Below are 13,674 nucleotides of genomic sequence, written 5' to 3'. Positions count from 1 at the left end.
CGCCACAGAAGTGTTTCAGGTCCGAAAAAGCATGCAGGCTGCCACCACCAGACAGACACTGGCAAACCCCACCTGCAACGCCCGCGCCGGCACCCGTGCGCACAGCCTGCGGCCGATGATCATGCCGACGATGCTCGCGACGATGAACGCGGCGCCCTGGCTATCGATGCGTACGCCCGCATGCAACGAGCCGATCACCCCGATCGCTGAAATCAGACTGATCACCATCAACGATGTCGCAACAATTCCACGCATCTGCACATCGGTCAGTTGCTTGAACGCCGGCACGATCAGGAACCCGCCACCGACGCCAAGCAATCCCGAGACCACACCGGTAATCGCCCCCAGTGCGGCGAGAGTTGCGGTGCATTTGGCGGTCCAGTCGAAGCGCCCGGTCTGCTCGTTGAGCATGCAGTTCTTCTGGCCCCAACTGGCATGCCCGTGATCGCTCGGCCCCGCTTGCTGACGGTCTCTTCTGAACATTCGCCAGGCAACCATGACCATCAGCAGGCTGAACAGGATCATCAGAACCTTCTCCGGCAACTGATGCGCGAAGTAGATTCCCAGCGGCGAAAACACCGCGCCCAGGGCCGCAATCAATAGCGCCGCGCGGTAACGGACCAGGCCATGGCGCAAACCATCGATTGCCCCGACCGCTGCCGCGCTGCCGACCGCAAACAAGGCCACCGGCGCCGCTTGCGTCATCGTCCAGCCAAGCCCGAGCACCAGCGCCGGCACCGCGAGAATCCCGCCGCCCGCGCCGGTCAGACCGAGCACCAACCCCATCACCACGCCAAACAGACTTGCCAGCAACATAGGGTTTTCTCAGTCGACCCTGGACAGACGCGTTAGCCACTCGCGGCCCTTGAGCATGCCGTGCCAGTAGAACCACGGCAGCAGCGTCGCTTTCAGCCACCACGCCGACCGCCGCGGCACGGTCGGGTCGAGCGGGAAGGTCGGCAGCAGTTTGCCGGCATAGCCGAACTCGGCAAGGATCACCTTGCCCTTCTCCACCGTCAGCGGGCACGAGCCGTAGCCGTCGTACTTCAGCGGCAGCGGCTGTTGTTTGCGCGCGGCCAGGAGGTTTTGCGCAACGACGACAATCTGCTTGCGCACCGCCGCTGCAGTTTTCGCGTTGCTGGTGCCGCAGATATCGCCGAGTGCGAACACTTCGGGATAACGCGGATGTTGCAGGCTGTGCGGGTTGACTTCGCACCAGCCGGCGGCGTCGGCCAGAGCGCTTTGCGCGATGAAGTCCGGCGAAACCTGCGGCGGCACGACGTGGAGCAGATCGAAGCTTTTCGCCTCGCGGGTGACGTTGCCGTCGGCGTCCTTGATCTCGAACCACGCGGTTTTTGCCGGGCCGTCGACCTTGACCAGATTGGAGTTGAAGGCCAGTTGCGCGTTGTACTGTTCGATGTACTTCATCAGCGGCGGGACGAAGGTCGGCACGCCAAACAGCGCGGCCCCGGCCAGGTTGAATTCAACCTTGATGTTGCGCAGCACCCCGGATTTGCGCCAGTGATCGCAGGAGAGATACAGGGCTTTTTGTGGCGCGCCGGCGCATTTGATCGGCATCGCCGGCTGGGTGAACAGCGCCCGGCCATCGCGCAGTTTCTGCACTTGATCCCAGGTGTACCGGGCATGTTGGTAGCTGTAGTTCGAGGTGACACCGTGCTGGCCGAGGCTTTCCTGCAAGCCTTCGATTCTCTCCCAGGCCAGGCGCAGGCCGGGACAGACGATCAGATTCTGGTAGCTGACGGTGCGCTGATCATCGAGGGTGAGTTGACGCTGAGCCGGGTCAATGGCGCTGACGCTCGCCTGAATCCACGTTGCCTGACGCGGCATGACTTTGCTCATCGGCCTGACGGTGTCTTTCACATCAAATGCGCCACCGCCAACCAGCGTCCAGGCCGGTTGGTAGTAGTGTTGTGAACTGGGCTCGATGACTGTGACGTTAAGGTGCGGGTCACGCTTGAGCAGACTGGCGACAAAACCGATGCCGGCCGTCCCGCCGCCGATGACCACGATGTCCGCACTGATGGATGGGCCCCAGTGTTGATCGTTCATTGCTTGTTCCTTTTGCTGCACGCAAGGATTTCTCAGCCTTCACACAAAACCTGTAGGAGTGAGCCTGCTCGCGATAGCGGTGTACCAGCCGACATCTTCATTGACTGTTTCACCGCTATCGCGAGCAGGCTCACTCCTACAAGGGGCGTGTGGGGGCTGGCATTTATTGCTGTTCCCAGCTCTTGAGTACCGCTCCGCAATAGAGCCCCGAGAGAGTCTTCATCACCTGAATCACTTCGTGACTGGCCAGGCCATAGAAAATGTACTTGCCTTCACGGCGGGTCGCGACCAGCCCTTCGTCACGCAAAATGCCCAGTTGCTGGGACAGCGTCGGCTGGCGTACGCCGGTCATGGTTTCCAGTTCGCCGACATTGCGTTCGCCCTGGGTCAGTTGACAGAGAATCAGCAGGCGATCCTCATTGGCCAGGGCCTTGAGCAGCGCGCAGGCTTTGGAGGCCGAGGCACGCAGTTGGGCGACTTCACATTCGGTCAGACTGGATTGCATTTGCACGAGGCCTTGAAGGTCACTTAAGCTGCGAACATTATGTTTTTACATAAAGTGTTGCAACCCGAAATTCCCCAGCACAGGTTTTTGCCATGCCCGCCCTGATTGAAGCGTTCCTCGACCCCGCCTCTTCGACCTACAGCTACGTGGTCTATGAAGCCGACGGCGGACACTGCGCAATCGTTGACCCGGTGCTCGATTACGACGGCGCCGCCGGGCGCACCGGCACCGAGCAGGCGGACAGGATCATCGCCTTCGTCCGTGCGCACCGGCTGCAGGTGCAATGGCTGCTGGAAACCCACGCCCATGCCGATCACCTGTCCGCTGCGCCGTACTTGCGTCGCGAGCTGGGCGGCAAGATCGCCATCGGCGAATCGATCAGCAAGGTGCAGAATGTGTTCAAGGCGCTGTTCAACCTCGAGCCGGAATTTCGTATCGACGGCTCGCAGTTCGATCACCTGTTTGCGCCGAACGAGTCGTTCATGATCGGCAACCTCAAGGCCACCGCCCTGCACGTCCCCGGCCATACCCCAGCGGACATGGCTTACGTGATCGACGGCGAGCAGATCCTCGTTGGCGACACGCTGTTCATGCCCGACGTCGGCACCGCGCGCTGTGATTTCCCCGGTGGCAATGCCCAGCAATTGTTCAGGTCGATCCAGAAGTTGCTGGCTTTTCCGGCCAGCGTGAAGCTTTACGTGTGTCACGATTACCCGCCTGAAGGGCGCGCTTCGCAGTGCCAGACCACAGTCGGCGAACAGCGCAAAAGCAATATTCATGTGCATGACGGGATCGATGAAGCCGCGTTCGTCGAGATGCGTACCCAGCGTGATGCCGGATTGGGCATGCCGACGTTATTGCTGCCGGCGATTCAGGTGAACGTGCGGGCGGGGAATATGCCAACGGCGGAAGACAACGGCGTGGTTTACCTGAAGATCCCGCTCAACAAACTTTAACGTCAAAATATCGCAGCCTGCGGCAGCTCCTACATTTGGAATACGGTGCAAATGTAGGAGCTGCCGAAGGCTGCGATATTTTGATCTTCAGGTTCCCAACGTCAATCCATTAGCCGGCAACGGCAACGCGGTCTTATAACGCACCTGCTTCAGCGCAAAGCTCGAACGAATATTCGCCACGCCGGGAACCTTGGTCAGAAAATCCATCATGAAGCGCTCCAGCGACTGGATGCTTGGCACCAGCACGCGGATCAGGTAGTCCGGGTCGCCCGCCATCAGATAACACTCCATCACCTCCGGCCGATCAGAGATCGCTTCCTCGAAATGCTGCAGCGCCTCCTCCACCTGTTTCTCCAGGCTGACGTGAATGAACACGTTCACGTGCAGCCCCAGCAGGTCAGCATCCAGCAGCGTGACCTGTTCGCGAATCAGGCCCAGTTCCTCCATCGCCTTGACCCGGTTGAAGCATGGCGTCGGTGAAAGATTCACCGAGCGGGCGAGGTCGGCATTGGTGATGCGCGCGTTCTCCTGAAGGCTATTGAGAATGCCGATGTCGGTACGGTCCAGTTTGCGCATGAGACAAAACCACCTGTTTTTTATGTTTATGCAGAATTTCTATCTGCAAATGGCCGCCAGCGCAACGAAACACAGAGAAATATTCTTCTTGCCCGCGCCTATGATTGTTGTAGGACAAGATTTCCTCTATCCAGGAATGACTGCCAGCTCACTACAAGAAATTCACAAGATCGAGCGTAGAAGCCATGACCCAAGCGTATGAACCGCTGCGCCTGCACGTCCCTGAACCCTCGGGCCGTCCCGGCTGCAAAACCGATTTTTCCTACCTGCATCTGACCGATGCCGGTACGGTGCGCAAACCTCCTGTCGATGTAGAACCTGCTGACACCGCCGACCTCGCCCGTGGCCTGATTCGCGTGCTCGACGACCAGGGCAACGCCCTCGGCCCATGGGCTGATAACGTGCCGGTCGAGATCCTGCGCAAAGGCATGCGCGCGATGCTCAAGACGCGCATCTACGACAACCGCATGGTCGTCGCCCAGCGGCAGAAAAAGATGTCGTTCTACATGCAGAGCCTTGGCGAGGAAGCCATCGGCAGCGCTCAGGCTCTGGCGCTGAACATCGACGACATGTGCTTCCCGACCTACCGCCAGCAAAGCATCCTCATGGCGCGCGATGTGCCGCTGGTCGACCTGATCTGCCAGTTGCTGTCCAACGAGCGCGATCCGCTCAAGGGCCGCCAGTTGCCGATCATGTACTCGGTCAAGGACGCCGGGTTCTTCACCATTTCCGGCAACCTCGCCACCCAGTTCATTCAGGGCGTCGGCTGGGGCATGGCCTCGGCGATCAAGGGCGATACCAAAATCGCCTCGGCGTGGATCGGTGACGGCGCCACCGCCGAATCGGACTTCCACACCGCCCTCACCTTCGCTCACGTCTATCGCGCGCCGGTGATCCTCAACGTCGTGAACAACCAGTGGGCGATCTCGACCTTCCAGGCTATCGCTGGCGGTGAAGCCACCACCTTCGCCGGGCGCGGCGTCGGTTGCGGCATCGCCTCGCTGCGGGTCGATGGCAATGATTTCTACGCGGTCTACGCGGCTTCCGCCTGGGCTGCCGAACGCGCCCGACGCAACCTCGGCCCGACCATGATCGAATGGGTCACCTACCGCGCCGGCCCGCACTCGACCTCCGACGATCCCTCCAAATACCGCCCTGCCGATGACTGGAGCCACTTCCCCCTTGGCGATCCGATCGCGCGTCTGAAACAGCACCTGATCAAGGCCGGCCACTGGTCGGAGGAAGAACACGCCGCCGTCAGCGCCGAACTCGAAGCCGAAGTGATTGCCGCGCAGAAACAGGCCGAACAGTACGGCACCCTCGCCGGCGGCCAGATCCCGAGCGCCGCGACCATGTTCGAAGACGTCTACAAAGAGATGCCGGAGCACTTGAAGCGCCAGCGTCAGCAGTTGGGGATCTGACATGAACGATCACAACAACAATATTCAGTTGGAAACCGCCATGACCACGACCACCATGACCATGATCCAGGCCCTGCGCTCGGCCATGGATGTGATGCTTGAGCGCGATGACAACGTCGTCGTCTTCGGGCAGGACGTCGGTTACTTCGGCGGCGTGTTCCGCTGCACCGAAGGCCTGCAGACCAAGTACGGCACCTCGCGGGTGTTCGACGCGCCGATTTCGGAAAGCGGCATCGTCGGCGTGGCTGTCGGCATGGGCGCCTACGGACTGCGTCCGGTCGCCGAAATCCAGTTCGCCGACTACGTCTACCCTGCCTCCGACCAGATCATTTCCGAAGCGGCGCGTCTGCGTTATCGCTCGGCCGGCGAGTTCACCGCACCGATGACCCTGCGCATGCCCTGCGGCGGCGGCATCTATGGCGGCCAGACTCACAGCCAGAGCATCGAGGCGATGTTCACTCAGGTCTGCGGTCTGCGTACGGTGATGCCGTCCAACCCGTATGACGCCAAAGGCCTGCTGATCGCCTCCATCGAAAACGATGACCCGGTGATCTTCCTTGAGCCGAAACGCCTGTACAACGGCCCGTTCGACGGCCACCACGACCGCCCGGTAACCCCGTGGTCGAAACACCCGCAAGCCCAGGTGCCGGACGGTTACTACACCGTGCCGCTGGACGTTGCCGCGATCACTCGTCCGGGCAAGGACGTGACGGTGCTGACCTATGGCACCACCGTTTATGTCTCGCAAGTGGCTGCCGAAGAGTCCGGCGTCGATGCCGAAGTCATCGACCTGCGCAGCCTGTGGCCGCTGGATCTGGAAACCATCGTCAAGTCGGTGAAGAAAACCGGTCGCTGCGTGGTGGTTCACGAAGCCACGCGCACCTGCGGTTTCGGCGCCGAGCTGGTGTCGTTGGTGCAAGAGCATTGCTTCCATCACCTGGAAGCGCCGATCGAGCGCGTCACCGGTTGGGACACCCCCTACCCGCACGCGCAGGAGTGGGCGTATTTCCCAGGGCCGTCCCGAGTGGGCGCGGCGTTGAAACGGGTCATGGAGGTCTGAATGGGCACGCACGTTATCAAGATGCCGGACATCGGCGAAGGCATCGCAGAAGTAGAACTGTCGCAGTGGCACGTCAAGGTTGGCGACCTGGTCGTAGAAGATCAGGTGCTGGCGGACGTGATGACCGACAAGGCGATGGTCGATATCCCGTCGCCAGTACATGGCAAAGTCATTGCCCTCGGCGGTCAGCCGGGTGAAGTGATGGCAGTCGGCAGTGTGCTGATCAGCATCGAGGTCGAGGGGGCTGGCAATCTTAAAGAGTCCGCCGCACCTGTTGTCGATAAAGAGCCTGTCACGCCGAAAGTTGAAGCCGTTGTTGTTGAGAGCAAACCTGCTGCAGCCGCGCCGCGCCCTGCGCCTGTTTGCCAAGGCCCGATGGTTGCTCGCGAAGCAGACGAACGCCCCCTCGCATCGCCCGCCGTGCGCAAACATGCGCTGGATCTGGGTATTCAATTGCGTCTGGTGCGCGGCTCCGGCCCGGCCGGTCGTGTGCTGCACGAAGACCTTGAGGCCTATCTGGCGCAAGGTCAGTCGAACGCTTCGGCACCCGTTGCCGCCGCGTACGCTCAACGTAATGACGAAGAACAGATTCAAGTCATCGGCATGCGCCGCAAGATTGCTCAGCGCATGCAGGACGCCACGCAACGTGCCGCGCACTTCAGCTACGTCGAGGAAATCGACGTCACCGCGATCGAAGAACTGCGCGCTCATCTGAATGAGAAGCACGGCACCAGCCGTGGCAAGTTGACCTTGCTGCCGTTCCTCGTCCGCGCTCTGGTTGTGGCCCTGCGCGACTTCCCGCAGATGAACGCCCGTTATGACGACGAAGCTCAGGTCATCACTCGCCTCGGAGCGGTACATGTCGGTGTCGCCACACAAAGCGATGTTGGCTTGATGGTGCCGGTTGTGCGTCACGCCGAAGCCCGCAGCCTGTGGGACAGTGCCACGGAGATTTCACGTTTGGCCAACGCCGCGCGCAATGGCAAGGCCAGCCGCGATGAGCTGTCCGGTTCGACCATCACCCTGACCAGTCTCGGCGCATTGGGCGGTATTGTCAGCACGCCGGTGCTGAACCTGCCGGAAGTGGCCATCGTCGGTGTGAACAAAATCGTCGAGCGGCCCATGGTGGTCAAAGGCCAAGTGGTGATCCGCAAGATGATGAACCTCTCCAGCTCGTTCGATCACCGCGTGGTCGATGGCATGGACGCGGCACTCTTCATCCAGGCCATTCGTGGCTTGCTCGAACAACCTGCCACTTTGTTTGTGGAGTAAGGCGCGCATGCAATCTCTGAACACTACGCTGCTGATCATCGGCGGCGGCCCCGGCGGTTACGTTACGGCGATCCGCGCCGGGCAACTGGGCATTCCGACCATTCTGGTCGAAGGCCAGTCGTTGGGCGGTACCTGCCTGAACGTCGGCTGCATTCCGTCGAAGGCGCTGATTCATGTGGCTGAGCAGTTTCATCAGACGCAGCATCACAGCCAGCATTCGGCGTTGGGCATCAATGTTTCCGCGCCGACCCTCGACATCAGCAAAAGCGTCGAGTGGAAGGACGGTATCGTTGATCGCCTGACCACCGGCGTCGCTGCGCTGCTGAAGAAGAACAAGGTTCAGGTCGTCAACGGCTGGGCGAAAATCATCGACGGCAAAACCGTGGAAGTCGGCGATACGCGCATTCAGTGTGAGCATCTGGTGCTGGCCACCGGTTCGACCAGCGTCAACCTGCCGATCCTGCCGATTGGCGGGCCGATCATCTCCTCCACCGAAGCGCTGGCGCCGACGTCTGTACCGAAACGCCTGATCGTGGTCGGCGGCGGTTACATCGGTCTGGAGCTGGGCATCGCTTATCGCAAGCTCGGCGCCGAGGTCAGTGTGGTAGAAGCGCAGGACCGTATCTTGCCCGCTTACGATGCTGAACTGACGCAACCGGTGCATGACGCATTGAAGCAACTGGGCGTGAAGCTGTATCTGAAACACAGCGTGCTGGGTTTCGACGGCACGTTGCAGGTGCGCGATCCGCAAGGCGAAACCCTGAATCTGGAAACCGATCAGGTGCTGGTCGCGGTCGGTCGCAGGCCCAACACCCAGGGCTTCAATCTCGAAGCGCTGAATCTGGACATGAACGGTTCGGCCATCAGGATCGACAGCCGCTGCCAGACCAGCATGCGCAACGTCTACGCCATTGGCGACGTGAGCGGCGAACCGATGCTCGCTCACCGCGCCATGGCCCAGGGCGAGATGGTTGCCGAGCTGATCAGCGGCAAAAGCCGTGAATTCAATCCGACCGCGATCGCCGCCGTGTGCTTTACCGACCCGGAACTGGTGGTAGTCGGCAAGACCCCCGACGAAGCCGCCGTAGCCGGGCTGGACTGCATTGTTTCCAGCTTTCCGTTCGCTGCCAATGGTCGGGCGATGACCCTGGAATCGAAGAGCGGCTTCGTGCGTGTGGTCGCGCGTCGCGACAACCATGTGATTGTCGGCTGGCAAGCGGTGGGCGTTGGCGTGTCGGAATTGTCGACGGCATTTGCGCAAAGCCTGGAAATGGGCGCGCGGCTGGAAGACATCGGCGGCACCATCCATGCCCATCCGACCCTGGGTGAGGCGGTGCAGGAAGCGGCGTTGCGTGCGTTGGGGCATGCGCTGCACCTGTAAGCGTTGGTGGAATTGATGGCCCCATCGCGAGCAGGCTCACTCCTACATTCTGGAATGCATTCCCCTGTAGGAGCGAGCCTGCTCGCGAATTCCTGAGGCTGACGCGGTCTATCTGTCGCTCATCCGATAGTCCGGGCTGCGAAACCGCTCAAGAATGAAGTATTGTTGTGCCCATCCAAAAAAACGTCAGAAGCCTTGAACCGTTTCGGCGGTTGTTCAGTGATAGAGGGTGTCATGGGTAACGAAAGCATCAATTGGGACAAGCTGGGTTTTGACTACATCAAGACCGACAAGCGCTATCTGTCGTACTTTCGCGATGGCGAGTGGGACAAAGGCACCCTGACCGAAGATAACGTCCTGCACATCAGCGAAGGCTCCACCGCCCTTCACTATGGTCAGCAGTGCTTCGAAGGCATGAAGGCCTATCGCTGCAAGGACGGTTCGATCAACCTGTTCCGTCCGGACCAGAACGCCCTGCGCATGCAACGCAGCTGCGCGCGCCTGCTGATGCCGACGGTCGACACCGAGCAGTTCATCGAAGCCTGCAAAGCCGTGGTTCGCGCCAACGAGCGTTTCATCCCGCCGTACGGCACCGGCGGCGCGCTGTACCTGCGTCCGTTCGTGATCGGCGTGGGTGACAACATCGGCGTGCGCACCGCGCCCGAGTTCATCTTCTCGATCTTCTGCATTCCGGTCGGCGCCTACTTCAAGGGCGGCCTGACTCCGCACAACTTCCAGATCTCCAGCTACGACCGCGCGGCCCCACAAGGGACCGGCGCGGCCAAGGTCGGTGGCAACTATGCCGCCAGCCTGATGCCGGGCTCGAAAGCCAAGAAAGCCAACTTCGCTGACGCGATCTACCTCGATCCGATGACCCACACCAAGATCGAGGAAGTCGGTTCGGCCAACTTCTTCGGGATCACCCACGACAACAAGTTCATCACCCCGAACTCGCCGTCGGTGCTACCAGGCATCACCCGCCTGTCGCTGATCGAACTGGCGAAATCGCGCCTGGGTCTGGAAGTGGTTGAAGGCGACGTGCTGATCGACAAGCTGTCGGACTTCAAGGAAGCCGGTGCCTGCGGTACCGCTGCGGTGATCACGCCGATTGGCGGCATCAGCTATAACGATCACCTGCATGTGTTCCACAGCGAAACCGAGGTGGGCCCGGTGACCCAGAAGCTCTACAAAGAGCTGACTGGCGTGCAGACCGGCGACATCGAAGCGCCTGCGGGCTGGATCGTCAAGGTTTGATCTGACGACTGCGGATGCTCAAAAGCCCTCCACCGAGTGATTGGTGGGGGGCTTTTTTGATTGTGGTTGTTGGTTTTGTTTGTGTAAGGCTGGAGATCTTTTGTGCTTTTCAAAACCCGAGTTCGACGCGAACTTTCAAGTCGGTGTAGGACGGGAGAACACCTCGGTCGGCCCCCTCTCCCTCTGGGAGAGGGCTGGGGTGAGGGCTTGCTTTTGATTTTTGGCGGCAATGCGTTTGCCCGAGCGACTCGAAATCCCGCTCGCCTGCCCATTCTGCTGCTTGCCCATTCGCGCCTGGGTAATCAATCCCGGGATCAACTCACCCTCCGGCAGATTCTTCCAGAACCGCACTGGCAGATGCCCTTGCATGACCTTCGGATTCAACCGTGCCGGATTGAAGATGTGGCTGTAGTAGGTCAACCACAAATCGCCATGGGGGTCGTCGACGTTCTGCGCCAGTTGCTGCCATTCGATCGGGCACTGCCGCTCGTGAATCAATTGCTCACCGTCGTAATACACACCGTCGCGCGGCGTGGCGATCAACCAGCGATGCTGGCCCATTCGCCCGATGAAGTGCTCGCTGGCGCTGTGCAAAATGTCATGCGCCGGTTCGTGCCACGCCACATATTGCGGCCCGGGCAGATCCTTTGGGCGCTCGATGAAACGCACAAAGGCATGCAGATGATGGGCCTCGCGGCTGACCTGCTTGATGCGTCGCTGCAACTCACTGCCAAGCTTGTCGCCGGCCATCATCGCCGTGCGGTCGCCATGGCTGACGCGCCATAGCACTTCATACAACAGGCTCCAGCGTTGCTCGCCGCGATAGCGCGCCGCCTGTTCGAGGGTGTCGAGCAGCGCGCGCGGAATACGCGCCTGAAACGGCCCCTGGCCTTCGGGCACCTGTTCATCACTGGCAAACAGATCGCCCACTCCTTCCGCCGCCCAGCTCACCAGACTCGGATCGACTTCATGACTGAGCAACCAGCGCGCCTGCTGGCGCCAGGTGTCGAACAGATCGTCACAATCCAGACTGATCATCCCCACAACCCCATCTGCTGCGGCATCGGCCGGTCGCGCAATTGCTGATAGAGCATGTGGCTGGTGACTTCCGCCTGCTGCGGGTGATAGTCACTGGTGATGATGAACGGCTTGGCCTTGGCCAGCACACAACGCATTCGCGCCACGTCTTCGTAACGGATCCGTCGCTGACGACGCAGCTCGACCAGGCGTTCGGTGGTGCGCAAGCCGATGCCGGGAATACGCGCGATCAGCGACGCGTCGGCATGGTTCAGGTCCAGCGGGAACACCTCGCGATTCTCCAAGGCCCAGGCCAGCTTGGGATCGATGTCGAGCGCCAGGTTTCCCGGGCCTTTGAGCAGTTCGTCCGCGCGATAGCCGTAGCTGCGCAGGAGGAAATCGGCCTGATACAGGCGATGCTCGCGCATCAGCGGCGGCGCGGCGAGCGGTACGCTTTTCGGACTGTCAGGGATCGGGCTGAACGCCGAATAATAGACCCGCCGCAGGCTGAAGTTGCCATACAGCGATTGGGCGCTGTGGAGGATGGTGCTGTCATCGGTGTCATCGGCACCGACGATCAGTTGGGTACTTTGCCCGGCCGGTGCGAACCTGGCCGAGCGCGGCTCGTTCAATACGGTCTGCACGCCAGTGTAGATGGTGTTCATCGCTTGTTTGATCGAAGTGATGTCTTTCTCCGGCGCCAGAGTTTGCAGGCTGGCATCGGTAGGCAATTCAATGTTGACGCTCAGGCGATCAGCGTACCGCCCCGCTTCCTCGATCAAGGCAGGATCGGCTTCCGGAATGGTCTTGAGATGGATATAGCCGCGAAACTCGTGCTCTTCACGGAGCAACTTCGCCACCCGCACCAGTTGCTCCATGGTGTAGTCGGCCGAGCGAATGATCCCGGAGCTGAGAAACAGACCGCTGACACAGTTGCGCCGGTAGAAATCCATGGTCAGCGTGACGACTTCTTCAGGGGTGAAGCGCGCACGCGGCACATCGCTGGAACGGCGATTGACACAATACTGGCAATCGTAAAGACAGAAGTTGGTCAGCAAAATCTTCAACAACGACACACAGCGCCCGTCCGGCGTATAGCTGTGGCAAATGCCCATGCCGTCCGTCGAACCGAGCCCGCTCTTGCCCTCGGAGCTACGCTTGGGCGCACCGCTGCTGGCGCAGGAGGCGTCGTACTTGGCGGCGTCGGCGAGGATGCTGAGCTTGTCGATGATTTGCATGGCACGGACTCTTTACTGTGTGCATATACAGTATAGGCTCGACCGCCGTGAAACAAGCCGATGGATGACCCCTCGTCGGCTGCCAGTGAATCCTGTGGGATGGTGGTGACAGTCAGGAAGTATGAAACCCCTCAGAACGCAAAGGCTGCGATCTTTTGATCTGCCCGTCCAACGGCAACTCAAAGCCGAAACGCGCACTGATCTCCTTGCGCCCCACCGCCGTCAACGCCAGCGCCCGACTGTCCAGATCCTGCGTCACCCATTTGCGCTTCAGCGCCGTTTGCAACAAGGCCGCGCCCAGCGAGCCACCGAGATGCGGCCGGCGCATGCTCCAGTCGAGGCACGGGCAGGCAAACTTGCGGCGCAGAGTCGTCAGGTCCCGCACTTCGATACCCAGCCCGAGAAACAACGCCTCGCCACTGTCGCTCAGGCGATACGCCCGCTCGTCGGTTTGCACCAGCCAACCGCCTGCAATCAAGCGGTCATGCAACAACACCGCCAGCGTTCCGGCCATGTGGTCATAGCACGTGCGGGCGAATTGCAGGCGATCCGGGGTGTGCGCCTTGAACGTCGGCGCGGCATTCTGGCCAATCACCATCAACGCTTCCAGCGCTTGCGCCACCCGCTGATCGGCAAGGCTGTAATAGCGATGACGGCCCTGCACATGCAGGCGCACCAGTGCCAGATCCTTGAGTTTCGCCAGGTGCGCACTGGCGGTCGAGGCGCTGACTTCGGCGATCGTCGCCAATTCGGTGCTGGTGCGGGCGTGGCCGTCCATCAGCGAACAGAGGATTTTCGTTCGCGCCGGCTCGGCGATGGCGGCGGCCACTTGGGAAACGCCGATGTCCTGATGTTCAGCGTGCATAGTTCGCTCCCGGACGAATCGTCGCCTGCAAGGACTGCAGATAGTAGCAACACTTTCTC

The 13,674-nt window shown here is 60.8% G+C and carries 13 protein-coding genes; 6 read left to right on the top strand and 7 right to left on the bottom strand.

The features are described 5' to 3' along the window. Positions 1 to 15 precede the first annotated feature (15 nt). The 3 genes from BLU71_RS05495 to BLU71_RS05485 all read right to left on the bottom strand — a co-directional run bounded on the left by BLU71_RS05495 (position 16) and on the right by BLU71_RS05485 (position 2,575). On the bottom strand, positions 16 to 816 hold the full coding sequence (locus BLU71_RS05495; protein WP_064363566.1) for a sulfite exporter TauE/SafE family protein: 801 nt from the start codon (positions 814 to 816) through the stop codon (positions 16 to 18). A 9-nt stretch (positions 817 to 825) separates the two neighbouring features. Next, positions 826 to 2,070, bottom strand: a complete 1,245-nt coding sequence (locus BLU71_RS05490; protein WP_064363567.1) for an NAD(P)/FAD-dependent oxidoreductase — start codon at positions 2,068 to 2,070, stop codon at positions 826 to 828. Positions 2,071 to 2,233: 163 nt separating this feature from the next. Beyond that, entirely contained in the window at positions 2,234 to 2,575 is a 342-nt protein-coding gene (locus tag BLU71_RS05485) for an ArsR/SmtB family transcription factor (protein ID WP_083352492.1), read from the bottom strand. A 92-nt stretch (positions 2,576 to 2,667) separates the two neighbouring features. On the opposite strand from BLU71_RS05485, the gene BLU71_RS05480 reads away from it, so the two are divergent. Further along, positions 2,668 to 3,531, top strand: coding sequence for an MBL fold metallo-hydrolase (locus BLU71_RS05480; RefSeq protein ID WP_083352491.1), 864 nt, complete (start codon positions 2,668 to 2,670; stop codon positions 3,529 to 3,531). Positions 3,532 to 3,618: 87 nt separating this feature from the next. Here BLU71_RS05480 and bkdR read toward each other — a convergent pair whose 3' ends face one another. After that, a complete protein-coding gene (bkdR, locus tag BLU71_RS05475) occupies positions 3,619 to 4,107 on the bottom strand; it encodes a Bkd operon transcriptional regulator BkdR (RefSeq protein WP_039762201.1) in 489 nt (162 codons plus the stop codon). Positions 4,108 to 4,292: 185 nt separating this feature from the next. Between bkdR and BLU71_RS05465 the strand changes: the two genes are divergently transcribed. The 5 genes from BLU71_RS05465 to BLU71_RS05445 all read left to right on the top strand — a co-directional run bounded on the left by BLU71_RS05465 (position 4,293) and on the right by BLU71_RS05445 (position 10,495). Next, positions 4,293 to 5,528 (top strand): 3-methyl-2-oxobutanoate dehydrogenase (2-methylpropanoyl-transferring) subunit alpha, encoded by a 1,236-nt coding sequence (locus BLU71_RS05465; protein WP_083352489.1) that lies wholly within the window; start codon positions 4,293 to 4,295, stop codon positions 5,526 to 5,528. Position 5,529: 1 nt separating this feature from the next. Further along, a complete protein-coding gene (locus BLU71_RS05460) occupies positions 5,530 to 6,588 on the top strand; it encodes an alpha-ketoacid dehydrogenase subunit beta (protein ID WP_003224000.1) in 1,059 nt (352 codons plus the stop codon). Further along, positions 6,589 to 7,860, top strand: coding sequence for a dihydrolipoamide acetyltransferase family protein (locus BLU71_RS05455; protein WP_064363571.1), 1,272 nt, complete (start codon positions 6,589 to 6,591; stop codon positions 7,858 to 7,860). Between the two features lie 7 nt (positions 7,861 to 7,867). Further along, complete coding sequence (gene lpdA / locus BLU71_RS05450; RefSeq protein WP_083352488.1) at positions 7,868 to 9,241, top strand: dihydrolipoyl dehydrogenase; 1,374 nt, start codon at positions 7,868 to 7,870, stop codon at positions 9,239 to 9,241. 234 nt (positions 9,242 to 9,475) lie between these two features. Beyond that, positions 9,476 to 10,495: a branched-chain amino acid aminotransferase gene (locus BLU71_RS05445; RefSeq protein WP_008086978.1), complete on the top strand. Its 1,020-nt coding sequence runs from the start codon at positions 9,476 to 9,478 to the stop codon at positions 10,493 to 10,495. 135 nt (positions 10,496 to 10,630) lie between these two features. On the opposite strand, the gene BLU71_RS05440 is transcribed toward BLU71_RS05445, so the two are convergent. The 3 genes from BLU71_RS05440 to BLU71_RS05430 form a co-directional block, all read right to left on the bottom strand. Continuing rightward, positions 10,631 to 11,533: a TIGR03915 family putative DNA repair protein gene (locus tag BLU71_RS05440; protein WP_083352487.1), complete on the bottom strand. Its 903-nt coding sequence runs from the start codon at positions 11,531 to 11,533 to the stop codon at positions 10,631 to 10,633. Further along, positions 11,530 to 12,750, bottom strand: a complete 1,221-nt coding sequence (locus tag BLU71_RS05435) for a putative DNA modification/repair radical SAM protein (protein WP_042609293.1) — start codon at positions 12,748 to 12,750, stop codon at positions 11,530 to 11,532. The genes BLU71_RS05440 and BLU71_RS05435 overlap by 4 nt, the downstream gene beginning before the upstream one ends. A 112-nt stretch (positions 12,751 to 12,862) precedes the next feature. Next, positions 12,863 to 13,615: an ArsR/SmtB family transcription factor gene (locus BLU71_RS05430; RefSeq protein WP_064363574.1), complete on the bottom strand. Its 753-nt coding sequence runs from the start codon at positions 13,613 to 13,615 to the stop codon at positions 12,863 to 12,865. Positions 13,616 to 13,674 lie beyond the last annotated feature (59 nt).

The sequence above is a fragment of the Pseudomonas moraviensis genome (assembly GCF_900105805.1).
GTDB lineage: Bacteria > Pseudomonadota > Gammaproteobacteria > Pseudomonadales > Pseudomonadaceae > Aquipseudomonas > Aquipseudomonas moraviensis_A.
This window is presented reverse-complemented; position numbering and strand designations above follow the sequence as displayed.